Origin of the sequence: Pseudomonas sp. ICMP 3272 (genome assembly GCF_001466905.1) — a bacterium.
GTDB classification, from domain to species: domain Bacteria; phylum Pseudomonadota; class Gammaproteobacteria; order Pseudomonadales; family Pseudomonadaceae; genus Aquipseudomonas; species Aquipseudomonas amygdali.
On the sequence record NZ_LKEK01000054.1, the window covers coordinates 63,752 to 81,428 of the forward strand.

The window sequence follows — 17,677 nt, forward strand, 5'->3', positions numbered from 1 at the left end:
CTTCCAACCTTAGCCAGAGATTTTCAAATTCGGGATACAAAAACGCCGCTGACAATCGTAGCGGCGTTCAAGTTTACTTCAAGCGATCAGTCACGGACGTAAATGATTTCCGGACCATCTTCATCGTCCACGTCTTCTTCATCCCAGTCATCGTCACCGATGTCATGCACGCTCTTCACGCCGCTGCGACGCAGTGCACGCTGATCGTCCAGTGCCTGCAACTGGGCACGGGCCTCGTCTTCGATGCGCTGATCCAGCTCGGCCAGCTCTTCAGCGTAACCAGGCTCTTCGGCGATACGCTGGCTGCGCTCTTCGAGGTAACGCATGATGTCGCGAGTCAGCTGCTCGGTGCCTTCTTTGGCAATTGCCGAGATCACGTAAACAGGGCCGGTCCACTCCAGACGATCGACGATTTCCTGCTTGCGCGCCTCCTGCTCTTCTTCAAGAATCTGATCACACTTGTTCAGCACCAGCCAGCGATCACGCTCGGCCAGCGACGGGCTGAATTTCTCCAGTTCGTTGACGATCACTTCTGCAGCATCCGGAGCACTGCTTTCATCCAGCGGCGCCATATCGACGAGGTGCAGCAACAGACGAGTACGCGCCAAGTGCTTGAGGAAGCGAATCCCCAGGCCTGCGCCGTCGGATGCACCCTCGATCAGACCTGGAATGTCAGCAACCACAAAGCTTTTCCAGCGATCGACACTGACCACGCCGAGGTTCGGCACCAGCGTGGTGAACGGATAGTCGGCAACCTTTGGCTTGGCCGCAGACACCGAACGGATGAAGGTGCTCTTGCCCGCATTGGGCAGGCCCAGCAGACCGACGTCGGCCAGCACTTTCAGCTCGAGCTTGAGATCACGCTGATCACCCGGCTTGCCCGGTGTGGTCTGGCGCGGAGCGCGGTTGGTACTGGACTTGAATCGGGTGTTACCCAGACCGTGCCAGCCGCCCTGGGCAACCATCAGGCGCTGACCATCCTTGGTCAGGTCACCGATGATTTCCTGAGTAGTAGCGTCGATGATGGTGGTCCCGACCGGCACACGCAGCACCAGCTCTTCACCCTTGCGACCGGTGCAGTCGGCGCTGCCACCGTTGGAGCCGCGCTCGGCGTCGAAGTGACGGGTGTAACGGTAGTCGACCAGCGTGTTCAGGTTGACGTCGGCGACCATGAAGATCGAGCCGCCATCACCACCATCACCACCGTTGGGACCACCGTTCTCAATGAATTTTTCGCGACGGAAGCTCATGCAACCGTTGCCGCCGTCACCGGCTTTTACTCGAATGGATACTTCATCTACAAATTTCATAACGCACGCCTCCCGCCACAGGGACGAGCAGAACCACATAAATTACATAAGACTCTTGCAAAAATGAGCGTTGCGATACCGATCAGAAACCAGCGACCCCAAGGGTCAACATCACAACAGCCCGCACAAACAGTTTTGCAAGAGACTCACCTGCCTCTCTACCTCTACAAACAAAAAAGCCCCGTCGCAAGACAGGGCTTTTAAGCAACTGCGTGATTACGCTGCGGAGACTTCAGTCTTCGGAACGATGCTCACGTAGCGGCGACCGAAGGCGCCCTTGACCTGAAACTTGATCACGCCTTCCACTTTCGCGAACAGGGTGTGATCTTTACCCATGCCAACGCCGTAGCCAGCGTGGAATTGGGTACCGCGCTGACGCACGATGATGTTGCCAGGAATGATAGCCTGGCCGCCATACATCTTCACGCCAAGGCGTTTGGCTTCTGAGTCGCGCCCGTTACGGGTACTACCACCAGCTTTTTTGTGTGCCATGAGTCAATTCTCCAAATGAGGATTAGGCTGAATTAAGCCTGAATACCTGTGATTTTGATCTCGGTGTACCACTGGCGGTGGCCCATACGCTTCATGTGGTGCTTACGACGACGGAACTTGATGATACGAACCTTATCGTGACGACCTTGCGAAACCACTTCAGCCACAACGGTAGCGCCAGCAACAACTGGAGCACCGATGTTGACGTCGTCGCCATTGCCAACCAGCAGAACGCGGTCGAAAGTGACGGATTCGCCAGTAGCGATTTCCAGTTTTTCAATTTTCAGGTATTCACCTGGGGCGACTTTGTACTGCTTGCCACCGGTAACAATTACTGCGTACATGGTATTTCTCCGAAAATCCTGCTCACCCAGCTCTTTATAAGAAGAGTATCGGCTGGCATGGCTGCATGGGGCTGGAACGGCCCGTTTGCATTGCGTAAGGCAGGTGCTGCCCAGGAAAGTTAGGGTGCGCGATTGTACGCAAGGCGTTCGTGTGTTGCAAGAGGCGGGTCGTCATACCTTGACACGCTCTACCCCGCGACCTAGCATGCGGCGCAACCTATCCGGAGCACGTGTCGCTGATGCAACCCCAAGCCTTCTATCGCGCGGTGGCGGACGACTTTAGTGCCGTTGACCTTATCATCAAAAAGCAACTGACGTCGCGCGTACCGCTGGTCTCGAAAATCGGTGATTACATTACGTCGGCAGGCGGCAAGCGTCTGCGTCCGTTGCTGGTACTGCTGTGTGGCAAGGCGCTGGGCCGCGAAGGCGATGACCTTCGCATGCTGGCCGCCACCATCGAATTCCTCCACACCGCAACCCTGCTGCATGACGACGTCGTCGACATGTCCGGCATGCGTCGCGGTCGATCCACCGCCAACGCGCTGTGGGGCAATGCGCCCAGCGTGCTGGTCGGCGACTTCCTGTATTCGCGCTCGTTCGAAATGATGGTCGAACTGGGCTCGATGGAAGTCATGAGAATCCTGTCCAAGGCGACCCGTATCATTGCCGAAGGCGAAGTGCTGCAGTTGTCGAAGATTCGCGACGCCAGCACCACTGAAGAAACCTACATGGAAGTGATTCGCGGCAAGACAGCCATGCTGTTCGAAGCCTCGACTCACAGTGCCGCAGCCCTGTGCAACGCATCAGAGGTACAGAGCGAAGCGCTGCGCACCTTCGGCGACCACCTGGGCGTGGCTTTCCAGCTGGTCGATGACCTGCTGGACTACCGTGGCGATGCCGAAACCCTGGGCAAGAACGTCGGCGACGACCTCGCCGAAGGCAAGCCTACCCTGCCGCTGATCTACACCATGCGTGAAGGCAGCCCGGAGCAGGCCGCACTGGTTCGTCAGGCGATCCAGAAAGGTGGTCTGGAAGACCTGGAAAGCATTCGCAATGCCGTGGAAAGCGCCGGAGCGCTGGACTACACCGCACAACTGGCCCGTGACTATGCCGCCCGCGCGATTGCCTGTCTGGACGCCCTGCCGCCCAGCGAGTACCGGGATGCACTGGTCGAGCTGAGCGAGTTTGCGGTCGCCCGCACACACTGACAGCCATCGCAGCCGAAAAGCCCGTCCGGCGTGACGGGCTTTTTATTACCTGCGCACAACGCCCACCGCGCTCAAGCACCTTCAGTGTATGTAGCCAGCAAGCTTCTCCTGCATGAAATCCAGAAAACACTGAATCCTCAGCGCCAGTCGCGAATTGCGGTAGTACACGGCATGAATCGGCTGGCGATAGCCACTGTTGGCGCCTTTCAACAGACAGACCAGCCGCCCCTCGCGCAGGTCATCACGGGTCATGAAGTCGGAAAGACAGGCGATGCCCACGCCCTCCAGGACCAGATGGCGCAAGGTGTCACCGCTGGATGCCGAGATGGCAGGCTTGATGGACAGGCGATCGCCTTCAGCGTGGCGCAACGGCCATTGATTAAGAAATTCTACGTGTGTGAAACCCACCAATACGTGCTGCGCCAGTTCTTCTGCGGTTTTCGGGGTGCCGTGGCGTTGCAGGTAGGCCGGGCTGGCAACGATATTCAGCGGGCAACTGCCCAGCGAGCGGGCATGCAGGGTCGAGTCAGGCAGCGCGCCGATTCGAATGGCGATATCGGTGCTCTGCTCAAGCAGGTCGATGAACCAGTCATCGCTGTTGAGCTCCAGTTCGATGTCCGGGTAGCGCTGACGAAACTCCGCCACATGCGGCACGATGCAATGCAGCATGAACGGTGACGCGGCATTGACACGCAAACGGCCGGCGGGCGTCTGCCGGGAGGAAGAGAGCCTTTCTTCCAGGCTTTCCATCTGCTCAAGGATGTGACGCGCACGCTCCAGAAAGAACTTGCCCTCCTCGGTCAAGTCCATGCGCCGCGTGGTGCGGTTGATCAGCGTGGTTTCAAGCTTGGCTTCCAGACGCGACAGGGTACGGCTGACACCGGAGGGCGTCTGGCCCATTTTCTCTGCCGCTGCGGAAATCGAACCGCTTTCGATAACCGAGACAAACACCTGTAACTCATCGGATCGGGCTTTCATTGTTGTCCCCTGCTCAACACTCAGGGGATATTAACGCTGTTCAGTGCAAAGGTTGCGCTCACTGCGCAGCAAACACCTTGGCCAGATGAGCCTGGTAACGCTGCACATCCGCTTCGATATTGGGCATTTTCATCACGTCCACTGCCAGAAACGTCGGCAGCCCGGTCATACCCAGAAACTCGTTGGCCTTGTGAAACGGGAAGTACACCGCGTCGACACCCTTGGCCTCGAAGAAATCAGAAGCGTCATCGAAGGCTTTCTGCGGCGCATTCCAGGTTGCGGAAATCATGTATTGCTTGCCCTGCAGCAAGCCACCGCTGCCATACGTCTGCGACGCATCCGAACGGGTGCGGCCGTCATTGGCGTACAGGCTGCCGTGCCCTTCGGTGAACACTTCATCAATGTATTTTTTCACTGTCCACGGCGCCCCCATCCACCAGCCAGGCATTTGCCAGACGATGACATCGGCCCAGAGAAACTTCTGCACTTCCTCGGCCACGTTGTAACCGCCGTCAATGAAGGTTTCCTTCACATCAAAACCGGCACGGTCCATGAACGCCACACCAGCCTGATGCAGGGTTGCGTTATAACGACCATCGGAGTGCGCGAACTGCTTGCCGCCGTTGAGGAACAATACTTTTTTCATGGCTGATCTCTCGCTACCCGACCCCGGCCGTCTTGAGGCTGAGGTGGAGGTGATTAATGGATGAGCCGAGAGTAAAGAGATGCGCGCCTGTGAGTAAGACAGCGAAGGGCAAAATACTCTTGCCTAACAGTCACGAATGGCGCGAAGACTATTGAGCGAAATGCGTGAGCGGATGAAGACAGGTTTGCCTCATCAGGCTCAACCTTTTATCAACAGGTGCAGCCCCAAAAGGCCCATGCCGATGAAGAACACGCGCTTGAACAGCACCGCACTGATTCGCTGGCGCAGCCATTGCCCCAGCAGCATGCCCAACAGGGCCGGTATCAGCGCCAGCGTGGATGCGCCCAGTTCTGCGCCGCCCAGCGCACCGTTCCACGACAAGCCCGCGGCCAGCGCCAGCGTCGAAACAGTGAAGGACAAGCCCAGCGCCTGCACCAGTTGATTGCGCTCAAGCCCCAAAGCCTGCAGATAAGGCACCACGGGAATCACGAACACACCGGTGGCCGAAGCGATAACCCCGGTAATCAGGCCGCACAACGGCCCCAGCCAGCGCTCTTTGGCGGCCGCAACCTTGAAGGTCGGCAGCAACAGCCCGCTCAACGCATAAAGAAACAGCGCACCGCCCAATGCTCGCGTCATCGAATGACTGCCGCTCATGCCAAGCCAAAAAGCCCCGGCCAGAGTACCGATGAGAATCATGCCCAGCATCGGCCATAGCCGCTTCAGCAAAGGCCGCAGATTGCCACCCGTCGCCAGTTGCCAGACGTTGGTGAAGGTCGATGGAATGATCAGCAGCGCCGCAGCCTGCGCCGGCAGCATGGCCAGCCCCAGCAAGCCCATCGCCACAGTGGGCAGGCCGAGGCCGATGACACCCTTGACCGTGCCGGCCAGCAGAAAAGTGCCGATCACCAGAGCCGAAAGGCCCCAGCCGAGCGTTTGATAGAAATCGAGAATCGAGTGCACGGCATCCCTGCCCAGGTCGGTAAAAAGTGGGACCTAACGTTTGTCAGATCGCTCGCGCAAATAGTCCAGCACGTCCACTTGGTTGCCGGCGAACTCGATACGCGCAGCTTTATGTTCGCGCTGATAAGCGTACATCGGGTCGTAATATTCGCCGAGCAGCCCTTCGATCCAGCCTCGGTGCAGATCAACCGCACCGCTACGATGCTGTTCTTCCAGCGCCGCCTGCATAAGGCCCGACAGGCGTTGGTGACGCTCGCCGCCGAGGCGTTTGTGAATGTTGTTCAGGCTTTGCAACAGGCGCTCGGCAAACAAGCCAAAGCCCTGCTCTTCGCCATTGACGGTTATGAACTCTGCACAGAGGTTGATCACGTAATCATCGAGAATCCGCTCGACGCGATTCTCGAAGCTGTCTTCCAGCCAGACCATCGGGCAGCCCTGCATTGTTTGATGCAGCTCCAGCGGCACGTTGCAACTGCCGACCAGACGGCTTTCATCTTCCACGACGAATTGTTCGATACCGGCTGCACGCTTCTTGAGCAGGTCGATGGCCAGCCGGTTCTCGAAGTCGATCTGCGCCGGTTGCCCGGTGGCACGCTTGCCGAAGCTGGAGCCGCGGTGGTTGGCGATGCCTTCCAGGTCCAGGCTGTTGCGCAGTTGCGTCAATACTTCGGTCTTGCCCGTGCCGGTCATTCCGCCGAGCACGACGATATCGCACTCGCTCACCGCTTCGTGCAGGGTATCCAGCAGAAACGTGCGCATCGCCTTGTAGCCGCCAAGAATCCGCGGGTAGTCGACCCCGGCATCCTTCAGCCAGCGCTGTACCGTCTGCGAGCGCAGGCCGCCGCGAAAGCAGTACAGGTAGCCATCCGGATTCGCTTTGGCGAACTCGATCCACGCGCTGACACGTTCGTCCTTGACCTGACCGCAGACCAATTGATGCCCCAGCTGGATAGCAGCGTCCTGGCCATGTTGCTTGTAGCAGGTGCCGACCTTCTGCCGCTCGATGTCGTTCATCAGCGGCAGGTTGATCACGCCCGGAAACGCCCCCTTGGAGAACTCGACCGGAGCGCGAGCGTCCATCATCGGCACGTCATTGAGAAAAAGTGTGCGGTAGTCGCTGCTGTTGTCGGCCATCAGAACACCTCGACGGCGTGGGCCTGTCGCTCACGCAGGGTGCCGATAGGGTTGAGCAGCAGGCCTAATTCCGCAGCCACCGTCAGAAACTCCGCCTCGCCTTCAGGGCTGACCGCGACCAGCAAACCGCCGCTGGTCTGCGGATCACACAGCAGGTCACGCTGGGCGTCGGTCAGTGTGCCGATCCTGTCGCCGTAACTTTCAAAATTGCGCAACGTGCCGCCCGGCACACAGCCCTCGGCAATGTAATACTCGACGCCGGGCAGGCGCGGTACAGCGGCGTAATCCAGACGAGCGGTCAAGCCTGCACCATCAGCCATTTCAACCAGATGCCCGAGCAGACCGAAGCCGGTGACATCGGTCATTGCCAGCACCCCGGCCAGCTTGCCGAAGCGACTGCCCGGCTTGTTCAAGGTGCACATCCAGTCGCGCGCCAGACCGATGTCTTCATCACGCAACTTCGACTTTTTCTCGGCAGTGGTGAGAATGCCAATGCCCAACGGCTTGGTCAGGTACAGCGTGCACCCCGCTTGGGCGGTGTCGTTGCGTTTCATGTGCTTTTTCTGCACCACGCCAGTTACAGCCAGACCGAAGATCGGCTCCGGCGCGTCGATGGAGTGCCCGCCCGCCAGAGGAATACCGGCAGCGTCGCAGACGGCACGACCACCGCGAATGACTTCACGCGCCACTTCTGGCGGGAGGATATTGACCGGCCAGCCGAGGATGGCGATGGCCATCAGCGGATCGCCGCCCATCGCATAGATATCACTAATGGCATTGGTCGCGGCGATACGGCCGAAGTCGAACGGGTCATCGACGATTGGCATGAAGAAGTCAGTGGTCGAGACCACGCCGCGCTCGTCATCCAGTGCATACACCGCCGCGTCATCGCGCGAGGCATTGCCGACCCAGAGCTTGGGGTCGAGGTTCTGAGCGCCGCTGCCAGCGAGGATCACGTCCAGCACCTTGGGGGAAATCTTGCAGCCACACCCTGCTCCGTGACTGTACTGGGTCAGGCGGATTGGCTCGTTCATCGCGACACTCTCGGTTACCGGGAAACAGGCTGCGGAGTCTAGGGGCTGTTCCCTTATCAGCGCAAACCGCATCGCCCACCGGTTGTGCCTCGGGGCCAAGAACCTGCTGAACTGGCCTTTCTCGCCATGCCTCTTATAATCCCCGCGCATCACCACCGAATTCTGTGAAGCGCCGCCTGCTGATGCACGCGGGCTTTGCCTTATCCTTCTTCCGCTATTGAACCGGAGAACCTCCATGCTCAAGCGTACCCTGGCGCTCGCCGCCGGCCTTGCCCTGTCCTTCTCCGCGCTGACCAGCCATGCGGCCGACACCCTTCGCGTCTCGGCCATTCCCGATGAAGCGCCCACCGAACTGCTACGCAAGTTCAAGCCGCTGGGTGCCTATCTGGAACAACGCCTGGGCATGAAAGTCGAGTTCGTTCCGGTCGCCGATTACCCGGCAGTGGTCGAGGCGCTGGCCACTGACCGGCTCGACATGGCTTGGCTGGGCGGCTTCACCTTCGTTCAGGTCAACCTCAAGACCGGTAACGCCGTGCCGCTGGTACAGCGTGAGCAGGACGCCAAGTTCACCAGCAAATTCATCACCTCCGATCCGAGTGTGAAAACCCTGGCGGACCTCAAGGGCAAGACGTTTGCCTTTGGCTCGGTGTCGTCCACTTCCGGCAGCCTGATGCCGCGTTATTTCATGCTCAAGGAAAACATCAAGCCGGAAACGTTCTTCAGCCGCGTCGCCTACTCCGGCGCGCATGACGCGACCGCTGCCTGGGTTCAAGCGGGCAAGGTCGATGCAGGCGTGCTCAACGCCAGCGTCTGGGACAAACTGGTCGCCAGCGGCAAGGTCGACACCAACAAGGTTCACGTCTTCCAGACCACACCGGCTTATTTCGACTACAACTGGACCGTGCGCGGCAGCCTCGACCCGGCGCTGGCGGCGAAGATCAAACAGGCCTTCCTTGACCTTGACCCGGCCAACCCGGAGCAGAAGGCAATCCTTGATCTTCAGGCTGCCAGCCGCTTCATCGAGACCAAACCAGAGAACTACAAAGGCATCGAAGAAGCCGCTCGCGCTGCCGACCTGCTGAAATGACCCTGCGTCTGTCCGGCATCGAACTGCGCCACAGCGACGGCACGCTGGCGTTGCGCGACCTGGACCTGAGCATTGATCGCGGCGAGCGGGTGGCGATCATCGGGCCGTCGGGTGCGGGCAAGACAACGCTGCTCAATCTGCTGGCCAGCGCGTTGCCGCCCAGTGCCGGACAACTGGAAGTGCTGGGGGCTGATCCCTGGCAGCTCTCCAGCAAACGCCGCCAGCGACTGCGCAGCCGCATTGCGCTGGTCCATCAGGCACCGCCGTTACCCGCGCGCCAGCGGGTCATCACTGCGGTGTCGGCGGGCAAGCTTGGTCAATGGGGGCTGGGTAAAAGCCTGCTGAATCTGCTGCACCCACTGGACGTTCCCGGCACCCGCGAAGTGCTGGCACGTCTGGACCTCGCAGACAAATTGTTCGAGCGCTGCCAGCAGTTGTCTGGCGGGCAGCTGCAACGCGTCGGCATTGCCCGTGCCTTGTATCAGGCACCTGAACTGCTGCTGGCCGACGAGCCGGTTTCGGCGATGGACCCGCGTCTGGCCGATCACACCCTGGCGCTACTGTGTCAGCACGCCATCGAGCACCACGTGACGCTGGTCGCCAGCCTGCATGCGGTGGAACTGGCGCTGGCGCACTTTCCGCGAATCATCGGGGTGCGCGACGGGCAAATTCACTTCGATCTCGCCGCTAATGAGGTCGGCCGGGAGCATCTCGACACGCTGTATGCCAACGAACAACTTAGCCCTCAGCCTGCCCCGGATGTGACTGAAACACTCTGGACACCGCGATGCTGACTCAGGATCAGCGCGACCCGGCGGCAACGCCACGCCTATTGCTGACACTGCTGGCTGTCGCACTGCTCTGGCCAGGCATTCGGCTGGCCGAACTGAACCCGTTTGTATTGCTGCAAGCCGATAACGCCAGGACGATGGGCAGCTTTCTCGCCGGGTTCTGGCCTGTGGCGCACTCTGCGGAATTCCTCGGGCTGTTGCTGGAGGCGACATTGCAAACCCTGGCTATCGCCACGGCTGGCATCGCCCTTGCTCTGCTGCTGGCTGTACCGGCAAGCCTGCTCGCCAGCAAGGCGCTATCCCTGTCGGCCGCCTCACGCGGCGGGCGTCCCGGCTGGCTCGGCCAATGCCTGCGCTGGCCGGTGCGCGGCATGTTGATCTTCCTGCGCAGCGTGCCGGAAATCGTCTGGGCGCTGCTGTTCGTGCGCGCGGTCGGCCTGGGCCCGACGGCCGGCGTGCTGGCCATCGCCATCACCTATGCGGGCATGCTCGGCAAGGTGTACGCGGAGATTTTCGAATCGGTGGACCAACGCCCGGCCCACGCGCTGCTCCAGGCCGGCAGCGGACGGCTGACCGCGCTGGCTTACGGCATCCTGCCCAACGCGGCCGCCGAATTGACGTCCTACACTGTGTACCGCTGGGAGTGCGCCGTGCGCGCTTCGGTGGTCATGGGTTTCGTCGGCGCAGGCGGACTGGGTCAGCAGATCGACCTGTCGATGCGCATGTTCGCCGGTGACGAAGTGGCGAGCATGCTGCTGACCTTCCTGCTGCTGGTGCTGCTCGCCGACCAGCTCAGCCGCTTGCTGCGCAGGCAGTTCACATGAAGCGCGCAGGCAATCTGCTGCTGGTGCTGACGATGATTGCGGCAGTGATCGCATCGTTTGTGTACCTCGGCCTCGACCTGTTCACCTTGGGCAGCCACGACAACCTGACGCAGATGGGCCGTTACGCGCTGCGCTTCATGAGCCCGGACCTCAGCAGTGAGCATTTGCAGGCAATCGGCCAGGGCGCTCTGGAAACGCTGGCCATGTCGGCACTTGGCACGTTGCTGGCTGCTATCGCAGGTTTGTTGCTGGCATTGCCCGCTGCCGGTCGCCTGGGCTGGCCGTTGCGCAGCGTGAGTCGTCTGCTGCTCAATGCACTGCGTGCCATTCCGGAACTGGTGTGGGCCGTATTGATGGTGCTCGCTGCAGGCCTGGGACCCAACGCGGGCACTCTGGCGCTTGCACTGCATACCACTGGCGTGCTCGGCAGACTGTTTGCCGAAGCGCTGGAAAACACCGCGCCCGAGCCCGCCGCTGCCATTCGCCTGCAAGGCGGTAGCGCCTGGCAGGCATTCGGCTATGGCACCCTGCCCAACCTGTGGCCGCAGTTGCTGGCCTATACGCTGTACCGCTGGGAAAACAACATTCGCATGGCCAGCGTGCTGGGTTTTGTCGGCGCGGGCGGGCTGGGGCAGATGCTGTATGTCAGCCTCAGCCTGTTTCAGGAAGCGCAGGCCAGTACCGTGATTCTGGCGATGCTGATTCTGGTGTTCGCCGTTGACGCGTTGAGCAGCTGGAGCAGACAGCGCTGGGTGCGTAACTGAGCAGATCTCAGAAAGCAAAACGCCACGCCCCTGAAGCTCAGGGCCGCGGCGTGATCAGCAGCGTGACTCAGTAGCCCAGTGACAACCCGGTGTTGCGACGCGGGTCGTTGGCACCGTAGAAGCGGTTGTTACCGACCGGTTTGCCGCCCAGCGAAGGCGCGCCGACCAGAATTGCCGCCACATGATTGAGTGGCTGCGGACCGGCAAACTTGTGGCCCCAGCTCTCAAGAATCTTCAGTGTGTCGGGGCTGACCGCGAAGGTATCGATGTTGGTCGCCTCAGGCTGCCATTGCTGATGGAAACGCGGCGCGTCCACAGCTTCCTGAATGTTCATACCGTAGTCGATGACGTTGAGCATGGTCAGCAACGTCGCGGTAATGATGCGACTGCCGCCTGGCGTGCCGACAACCATCACGGCCTTGCCGTCCTTGGTGACGATGGTCGGGCTCATCGAAGACAGCGGCGTCTTGCCCGGGGCGATGGCGTTGGCTTCGCCCTGCACCAGACCGTACATGTTGGGTACGCCGACCTTGACGGTGAAGTCATCCATTTCGTCGTTGAGAATCACACCGGTCTTGCTGGCCATGACGCCCGCGCCGAACCAGTTGTTCAGGGTGTAGGTCACCGATACCGCATTGCCCCATTTGTCGACGATCGAATAATGGGTGGTGTTGCTGCCTTCGTGCGGTGCGACGCCCGGTTTGATCTTGTTCGAGTCACCGGCTTTTTGCGGCTCGATAGCCTCACGCAGCTTGGCCGCGTACTTGACGTCCAGCAGGTGCTCGACCGGATTCTTGACGAAATCCGGGTCGCCCAGATAGCTGTTGCGGTCTACGTACGCATGACGCATGGCTTCGATCTGATAATGCATACCCTGCGCCGAGCGGAAGCCCAGCTCTTTCATCGGGTAGCCTTCGAGGATGTTGAGAATCTGGCAGATGACCACACCACCGGAACTTGGAGGTGGCGCTGACACGACGTGGTAGCCACGGTAGTCGCATTCGACCGGAGCCAGCTCGCGGGTCTTGTAATGGTCAAGGTCGGCCTGGGTGATGATGCCCTTGCCAGCCTGGCTTGAATCGACCAGCGCCTTGGCGACCCAGCCTTTGTAGAAACCATCGCTGCCCTTGTCGGAGATTTCTTTAAGGGTCTTGGCCAGGTCTTTCTGCACCAGTTTCTGACCGACCTGCATCGGCTCGCCCTTGTCGAGGAAGATCGACCCGGAGTCGGCCATGTCTGTCTTGAACACATCCGTGGCGCTCGACAGCATGTCGACGTCGCCCTGGCCCAGCACAAAACCTTCCTCGGCCAGCTTGATCGCCGGGGCGATGACTTCTTCGCGTTTGCGGGTGCCATACTTGCTCAGAGCCATTTCCATGCCGGACACGGTGCCCGGCACGCCGACAGCCAGATGGCCCTTGGCACTAAGATCAGGGATGACCTTGCCGTCCTTGTCCAGGTACATATCGGCGGTGGCCGCCAACGGTGCCTTTTCACGGAAGTCGAGGAAAGTCTTGCGCCCGTCGGCCAGCTGAATGGTCATGAAACCACCGCCGCCGAGGTTGCCGGCAGCGGGATAGACCACCGCCAGCGCGTAGCCGACCGCTACGGCCGCATCGACCGCATTGCCGCCAGCCTTGAGTACATCGACACCCACGTGGGTAGCCAGGTGCTGAGCCGTCACGACCATGCCGTTTTCGGCAGCGACCGGGGCTTGTGACGCGGCGAATGTGGGGGAATACGCGACAATCAGTGCCGTCGCGATCAACGATCTGGCGAGGGGTTCGAACTTCATGGTCGATCTCTTCTTTTTCTGGGTCAGGGACGTTTGATGAGTGAAGCGCCAGCCTCCGGGCGAGGATGCGGCGCTTCTCGTCGAAGCGTACCGAGCATCCCTGCGCTGATCTGACGAGGTCCAAAGTAGCCGGTTCTGCCGTGTTTTCCTAATGTAAAAACCGGATACACAGCAACGCCCCACTGATTCCCGACACGGGTGACGCCTAGGATTTCGGGCGATACCCCTCAATGATCGCCGAGAAATCCTTGCCGCCATCACCGCGCAGGCTCATGGCCTGGTACAGCTGTTGCGCCACTGCGCCGAGGATGACCGGCTGATGCGCAGCGCGCGCGGCCTCGGTTGCAAGGCCCAGGTCCTTGAGCATCAACTCGGCACCAAAGCCACCGCTGTAACCGCGCGACGCGGGAGCGGTTTCGACGATGCCGGGCCACGGGTTGTAGGCCTCAGAACTCCAGCAACGACCGGTCGAGGTATTGATGATGCCGGCCAGCACTTGGGTATCGATACCCAGTGCATTGCCCAGCGCCATGGACTCGGCCACGCCGATCATGGAAATCGCCAGCAGCATGTTGTTGCAGATCTTGGCAATCTGGCCGGTGCCCACGTCACCACAATGCACGATGTTGCGGCCCATCTGCTCCAGCACCGGTTTGAGCACGGCAAAGTGCTCGACAGAACCACCGACCATGAAGGTCAACGTCCCGGCCTGCGCGCCACCGGTGCCGCCCGACACCGGCGCGTCGCCCAACACCACGCCTTGCTGTGCAGCGACAGCGGCGATGTCGCGGATGGTCTGCGGGTCGATGGTGCTGCAATCAACCGCCGGAACGCCGGGCGAAATGCCTTTCAACACCCCGTCGTCGTTCAGGTACACGCTACGCACATGCGCCGCTGCGGGCAGCATGGTGATGACCAGCTCACTGCCTTCGGCGGCCTGCCGGGGTGAGTCACTGACCTGTGCGCCCAGCTCGGCGAACTCAGCCAGTACGCTCTTGTTGAGGTCGAATACCTGCAAGCTGTGTCCGGCCTTGATCAGGTTGCGGGCCATGGGCGCGCCCATGTTGCCCAGACCGATAAATGCGATGTTCATTATTGTTCTCCTGGTCTGGCTGAGAGGCTGTGCTCAACGCAAATTGATCGTGGTATTCACGCCGTCGTTCACGCTGTCGTCATCGAACCAGCGGCTGGTAACGGTCTTGGTCTGAGTGTAGAACTGCACCACCTGTTTGCCATACGGTCCCAGGTCACCCAGTTTGGAACCTCGCGAGCCGGTGAAGCTGAAAAACGGCACCGGTACCGGAATCGGAATATTGATCCCGACCTGCCCGACATCGATCTCGCTTTGAAACTTGCGCGCCGCCGCGCCGCTCTGGGTGAACAAGCCAGTGCCGTTGCCGAACGGGTTGGCGTTGACCAGCGCGATAGCCTCATCGAGGGTATCGACCTCCAGCACAACCAGCACCGGTCCGAAAATTTCCTGGGTGTAGATCTGCATGTCGGTGGTGACACCCGAGAACAGCGTCGGCCCTATGAAATTGCCGCCCTCGTAACCCGGCACCGAAACCTCGCGACCGTCCAGTTCCAGCGTCGCGCCTTCACGCACACCGCTCTCGATGAGGTCCAGAATGCGTTGTTTGGCCCGTCGTGAAATCACCGGGCCGATGTCCGTGCCCGGCTCCTGACCGGCATTGACCTTGAGTGTCTGCGCCCGCGCCTTGAGGTCCGGCAGCCACTGTTTCGACGCACCGACCAGCACCACCACGGAGGTCGCCATGCAACGCTGGCCCGCGGCACCGAAACCCGCGCCCACCAGCGCGTTCAGCGTTTGCTCACGGTTGGCATCAGGCAGCACGACCGCGTGATTTTTCGCGCCCATCATCGCCTGCACACGCTTGCCGTGCCGACCGGCCAGATCGTAGACATGCGTGCCGACAGCGGTCGAACCGACAAAGGAAACAGCCTTGATGTCCTTGTGCGTGCAGATCGCGTCCACCACCTCCTTGCCGCCATGCACCACATTCAGCACGCCGGCCGGCACTCCCGCCTCAATCGCCAGTTCAACCAGCAACAGCGTCGACAGCGGGTCCTGTTCAGAGGGTTTGAGGACAAAGGTATTGCCACAGGCAATCGCCATCGGAAACATCCACAGCGGAATCATCGCCGGGAAGTTGAACGGCGTGATCCCGGCGCACACACCGATCGGCTGGCGCAGGGTATAGGTGTCAACGCCACTGGCGACGTTCTCGGCAAACTCGCCCATTTGCAGCGTGCCGATCGAACACGCGTGCTCGACCACCTCAAGGCCGCGAAAAATATCGCCCTCGGCATCCGCCAGGGTCTTGCCTTGCTCGGCACTCAATACCGCCGCAATGCGTTTGGAGTGTTCGCGGATCAGCGCCTGCAATTTGAGCATGATGCGCATACGCGCACCGACAGGCGTTTCGCGCCAGGTGCGATAGGCCGCATGGGCCGCAGCGACAGCAGCGTCTACTTCACTGGCCGTGACAAATGGCACCCGGGCGAGGACTTCCTGAGTGGCCGGGTTGACGATGTCTTGCCATTCACTGCTTTGCGAGTCTATCCACTCGCCGTTGATCAGCAGTTTTACGCGAGCAACGGTGGTTGTGGTGTCGTTCAACGAGGCGTTCATTTCAGCGGTTCTCCCTCCAGCAAACCACGCATCCAGCGCATGTGCAGATGGATCGCCGTGGTCTCCCGGCAGTCTTGTTTTTGAATTGGTCAGGGGGCGTGCTTTGGAGTATAGATGTGCAAACTTCTAACAAGAATGCAGATAAAAGCAGGGTCAACATGCAAAAAAACATCACCTCCCTGGGGCTGTTGAACTGGGATGACCTGAAGTTTTTCCTCGAAGTGGCACGCACCCGCAAAGTCAGCAGCGCAGCCCGGCGCCTGGCCGTTGACTACACCACCGTGTCGCGACGCATCAACTCGCTGGAAACCTCGCTCGGCACACTGCTGTTCGAAAAGTCGCGCAACAACGGCTTCATCATGACCGCCGAAGGCCAGCGTCTGCTGGGCTACGCCGAGTCCATCGAAAGCACACTGCACATGGCCTGCGAACAGGTTTCCGGGTCCAGCGTCGCGTTATCCGGGCATATCCGCATGGGCTGCACCGAAGGCTTCGGCAGCTTTTTCATCACCCCGCAACTGAGCCACTTTCTCGACAGCTACCCGAGCATTTCGCTGGATATCCTGCCGCTGCCGCACTTCATCAGCCTCTCAAAACGCGAGGCAGACATCGTCATCGCCCTGGAGCGCCCGGAACACGGCCCCTATGTGTGTTGCAAACTCTGCGATTACAGCCTGCGCCTGTACGCGACCCAGACGTATCTGGACAACCACCCAGCCATCGAGCAAAAAGCCGATCTGAGCGAGCACGTCTTCATCAGCTACGTCGACGATCTGGCGTTCAGCTCCGAGCTGCTGTACCTGAGCAACCTGCTGCCCAACGCCCAGGCACAACTGCGCAGCACCAGCGTCATCGCCCAATACACCGCCGCACTACAAGGCCGCGCACTGGCGATCCTGCCGTGCTTTCTGGCCGCCCAAGACCCGAGGCTGCTGCCGGTACTGGCAGAAGAAGTGAACATTACTCGGCAATTCTGGATGTACTGCCGGGAGGACCTGCGCAAGTTGAAGCGAATCACGTTGCTGTGGGATTACATTCGGGAAGTCACGGAGTTGAATAAGAGTTTTTTGTTGGGGGAGAAGGCGGAGTTACGGTTTTCGAGATGATGCGCAAGAAGTTGCCTGGTCATGCCGTGTAACAGACGCACTGAATAGCTGAGGAGCAAGCTTCACGTACGTTTCGAGGCGCTGCGCAACATCGTGAAAAAGCGCGCAAGATGATGCGCAGATTTTGCTGCTTTTTTTGCTCCACGCACCTAAAACCCATCCTAAACTTCGCCAACCTACTGATTCATATATAAAAATATTATCTGGCACCTTTCTTGTTATCTCTCACGCTATTCAGCGGGCGAATTCGTCCGTTACCGCGGAGAGTTTCGGATGTTCGCACCTGCCAGTCAGCCTCGTTTCAGCCTGAGCATCGATAGCCACAACGGCATTGATCATGGTTTTCAGGTAATCGCGTTTACCGGCCATGAGGCCATCAACAAGCCCTTCTGCTTTACGCTTGAGCTGGTCAGCGAGCGCATGTCGCTCGACCTTGAAGATCTGCTGAATCGTCCTGCATTTCTGCAGTTCGCGCCAGATGCTGGCGGCATTCATGGCTTGATTGATCAGGTATCCCAAGGCGACTCCGGCACACGCCTCACGCACTA

At 60.0% G+C, this 17,677-nt stretch carries 17 protein-coding genes and 1 pseudogene; 7 read left to right on the forward strand and 11 right to left on the reverse strand.

Translation table 11 applies throughout. The features are described from left to right. Positions 1-86: 86 nt before the first annotated feature. The 3 genes from cgtA to rplU form a co-directional block, all read right to left on the reverse strand. Positions 87-1,310 carry an Obg family GTPase CgtA gene (gene cgtA / locus AO068_RS14865; protein ID WP_002551973.1) on the reverse strand — a complete coding sequence of 408 codons (1,224 nt, stop codon included), beginning with the start codon at positions 1,308-1,310 and terminating at the stop codon, positions 87-89. A gap of 216 nt (positions 1,311-1,526) precedes the next feature. Continuing rightward, on the reverse strand, positions 1,527-1,802 hold the full coding sequence (gene rpmA / locus AO068_RS14870) for a 50S ribosomal protein L27 (protein ID WP_002551972.1): 276 nt from the start codon (positions 1,800-1,802) through the stop codon (positions 1,527-1,529). A 32-nt stretch (positions 1,803-1,834) separates the two neighbouring features. Continuing rightward, the gene (gene rplU / locus AO068_RS14875) at positions 1,835-2,146 is read right to left on the reverse strand and encodes a 50S ribosomal protein L21 (protein WP_002551971.1); all 312 of its coding nucleotides are present in this window, start codon (positions 2,144-2,146) and stop codon (positions 1,835-1,837) included. Positions 2,147-2,385: 239 nt separating this feature from the next. Between rplU and AO068_RS14880 the strand changes: the two genes are divergently transcribed. After that, entirely contained in the window at positions 2,386-3,354 is a 969-nt protein-coding gene (locus tag AO068_RS14880; protein ID WP_058408747.1) for a polyprenyl synthetase family protein, read from the forward strand. An 81-nt stretch (positions 3,355-3,435) separates the two neighbouring features. Here the strand turns inward: AO068_RS14880 and AO068_RS14885 are convergent, their stop codons facing one another. The 5 genes from AO068_RS14885 to selD form a co-directional block, all read right to left on the reverse strand. Beyond that, positions 3,436-4,332 carry a LysR family transcriptional regulator gene (locus AO068_RS14885; RefSeq protein WP_058408748.1) on the reverse strand — a complete coding sequence of 299 codons (897 nt, stop codon included), beginning with the start codon at positions 4,330-4,332 and terminating at the stop codon, positions 3,436-3,438. A gap of 58 nt (positions 4,333-4,390) precedes the next feature. Beyond that, on the reverse strand, positions 4,391-4,978 hold the full coding sequence (locus tag AO068_RS14890; RefSeq protein ID WP_057401557.1) for an NAD(P)H-dependent oxidoreductase: 588 nt from the start codon (positions 4,976-4,978) through the stop codon (positions 4,391-4,393). Between the two features lie 198 nt (positions 4,979-5,176). After that, on the reverse strand, positions 5,177-5,941 hold the full coding sequence (locus tag AO068_RS14895) for a sulfite exporter TauE/SafE family protein (RefSeq protein WP_058408749.1): 765 nt from the start codon (positions 5,939-5,941) through the stop codon (positions 5,177-5,179). Between the two features lie 33 nt (positions 5,942-5,974). Then, positions 5,975-7,075 carry a tRNA 2-selenouridine(34) synthase MnmH gene (gene mnmH, locus AO068_RS14900; protein ID WP_058408750.1) on the reverse strand — a complete coding sequence of 367 codons (1,101 nt, stop codon included), beginning with the start codon at positions 7,073-7,075 and terminating at the stop codon, positions 5,975-5,977. Further along, entirely contained in the window at positions 7,075-8,109 is a 1,035-nt protein-coding gene (gene selD / locus AO068_RS14905; RefSeq protein WP_058408751.1) for a selenide, water dikinase SelD, read from the reverse strand. The genes mnmH and selD overlap by 1 nt, the downstream gene beginning before the upstream one ends. Before the next feature lie 235 nt (positions 8,110-8,344). Here selD and AO068_RS14910 point away from each other — a divergent pair, with 235 nt between their 5' ends. The 4 genes from AO068_RS14910 to phnE are packed head-to-tail and all read left to right on the forward strand — an operon-like array spanning position 8,345 to position 11,575. After that, on the forward strand, positions 8,345-9,196 hold the full coding sequence (locus tag AO068_RS14910) for a putative selenate ABC transporter substrate-binding protein (RefSeq protein ID WP_058408752.1): 852 nt from the start codon (positions 8,345-8,347) through the stop codon (positions 9,194-9,196). Continuing rightward, a complete protein-coding gene (locus tag AO068_RS14915; RefSeq protein WP_058408753.1) occupies positions 9,193-9,990 on the forward strand; it encodes a phosphonate ABC transporter ATP-binding protein in 798 nt (265 codons plus the stop codon). Before AO068_RS14910 ends, AO068_RS14915 begins: the two co-directional genes overlap by 4 nt. Beyond that, entirely contained in the window at positions 9,984-10,811 is an 828-nt protein-coding gene (locus AO068_RS14920; protein ID WP_058408754.1) for a PhnE/PtxC family ABC transporter permease, read from the forward strand. The genes AO068_RS14915 and AO068_RS14920 overlap by 7 nt, the downstream gene beginning before the upstream one ends. Continuing rightward, the gene (gene phnE, locus AO068_RS14925; RefSeq protein ID WP_058408755.1) at positions 10,808-11,575 is read left to right on the forward strand and encodes a phosphonate ABC transporter, permease protein PhnE; all 768 of its coding nucleotides are present in this window, start codon (positions 10,808-10,810) and stop codon (positions 11,573-11,575) included. Before AO068_RS14920 ends, phnE begins: the two co-directional genes overlap by 4 nt. A 67-nt stretch (positions 11,576-11,642) precedes the next feature. On the opposite strand, the gene ggt is transcribed toward phnE, so the two are convergent. The 3 genes from ggt to AO068_RS14940 all read right to left on the reverse strand — a co-directional run bounded on the left by ggt (position 11,643) and on the right by AO068_RS14940 (position 16,023). Further along, positions 11,643-13,370, reverse strand: coding sequence for a gamma-glutamyltransferase (gene ggt, locus AO068_RS14930; protein ID WP_058408756.1), 1,728 nt, complete (start codon positions 13,368-13,370; stop codon positions 11,643-11,645). Positions 13,371-13,575: 205 nt separating this feature from the next. Beyond that, the gene (gene mmsB / locus AO068_RS14935) at positions 13,576-14,463 is read right to left on the reverse strand and encodes a 3-hydroxyisobutyrate dehydrogenase (protein ID WP_058408757.1); all 888 of its coding nucleotides are present in this window, start codon (positions 14,461-14,463) and stop codon (positions 13,576-13,578) included. Between the two features lie 33 nt (positions 14,464-14,496). Next, a complete protein-coding gene (locus AO068_RS14940) occupies positions 14,497-16,023 on the reverse strand; it encodes a CoA-acylating methylmalonate-semialdehyde dehydrogenase (RefSeq protein ID WP_058408758.1) in 1,527 nt (508 codons plus the stop codon). Between the two features lie 158 nt (positions 16,024-16,181). On the opposite strand from AO068_RS14940, the gene AO068_RS14945 reads away from it, so the two are divergent. Together AO068_RS14945 and AO068_RS14950 are read left to right on the forward strand one after the other, a co-directional pair. Next, complete coding sequence (locus tag AO068_RS14945; protein ID WP_058408759.1) at positions 16,182-17,129, forward strand: LysR family transcriptional regulator; 948 nt, start codon at positions 16,182-16,184, stop codon at positions 17,127-17,129. A 273-nt stretch (positions 17,130-17,402) separates the two neighbouring features. Then, positions 17,403-17,677, forward strand: a pseudogene (locus AO068_RS14950) (type VI secretion system tip protein VgrG); the annotation flags it as partial.

Excerpts from the sequence above, each read along its gene's own strand:
- cgtA (WP_002551973.1), bottom strand. The coding sequence starts at position 1,310 with ATGAAATTTGTAGATGAAGTATCCATTCGAGTAAAAGCCGGTGACGGC.
- rpmA (WP_002551972.1), bottom strand. The coding sequence starts at position 1,802 with ATGGCACACAAAAAAGCTGGTGGTAGTACCCGTAACGGGCGCGACTCA.
- rplU (WP_002551971.1), bottom strand. The coding sequence starts at position 2,146 with ATGTACGCAGTAATTGTTACCGGTGGCAAGCAGTACAAAGTCGCCCCA.
- AO068_RS14880 (WP_058408747.1), top strand. The coding sequence starts at position 2,386 with ATGCAACCCCAAGCCTTCTATCGCGCGGTGGCGGACGACTTTAGTGCC.
- AO068_RS14885 (WP_058408748.1), bottom strand. The coding sequence starts at position 4,332 with ATGAAAGCCCGATCCGATGAGTTACAGGTGTTTGTCTCGGTTATCGAA.
- AO068_RS14890 (WP_057401557.1), bottom strand. The coding sequence starts at position 4,978 with ATGAAAAAAGTATTGTTCCTCAACGGCGGCAAGCAGTTCGCGCACTCC.
- mnmH (WP_058408750.1), bottom strand. The coding sequence starts at position 7,075 with ATGGCCGACAACAGCAGCGACTACCGCACACTTTTTCTCAATGACGTG.
- selD (WP_058408751.1), bottom strand. The coding sequence starts at position 8,109 with ATGAACGAGCCAATCCGCCTGACCCAGTACAGTCACGGAGCAGGGTGT.
- AO068_RS14910 (WP_058408752.1), top strand. The coding sequence starts at position 8,345 with ATGCTCAAGCGTACCCTGGCGCTCGCCGCCGGCCTTGCCCTGTCCTTC.
- AO068_RS14915 (WP_058408753.1), top strand. The coding sequence starts at position 9,193 with ATGACCCTGCGTCTGTCCGGCATCGAACTGCGCCACAGCGACGGCACG.
- AO068_RS14920 (WP_058408754.1), top strand. The coding sequence starts at position 9,984 with ATGCTGACTCAGGATCAGCGCGACCCGGCGGCAACGCCACGCCTATTG.
- phnE (WP_058408755.1), top strand. The coding sequence starts at position 10,808 with ATGAAGCGCGCAGGCAATCTGCTGCTGGTGCTGACGATGATTGCGGCA.
- ggt (WP_058408756.1), bottom strand. The coding sequence starts at position 13,370 with ATGAAGTTCGAACCCCTCGCCAGATCGTTGATCGCGACGGCACTGATT.
- mmsB (WP_058408757.1), bottom strand. The coding sequence starts at position 14,463 with ATGAACATCGCATTTATCGGTCTGGGCAACATGGGCGCGCCCATGGCC.
- AO068_RS14940 (WP_058408758.1), bottom strand. The coding sequence starts at position 16,023 with ATGAACGCCTCGTTGAACGACACCACAACCACCGTTGCTCGCGTAAAA.
- AO068_RS14945 (WP_058408759.1), top strand. The coding sequence starts at position 16,182 with ATGCAAAAAAACATCACCTCCCTGGGGCTGTTGAACTGGGATGACCTG.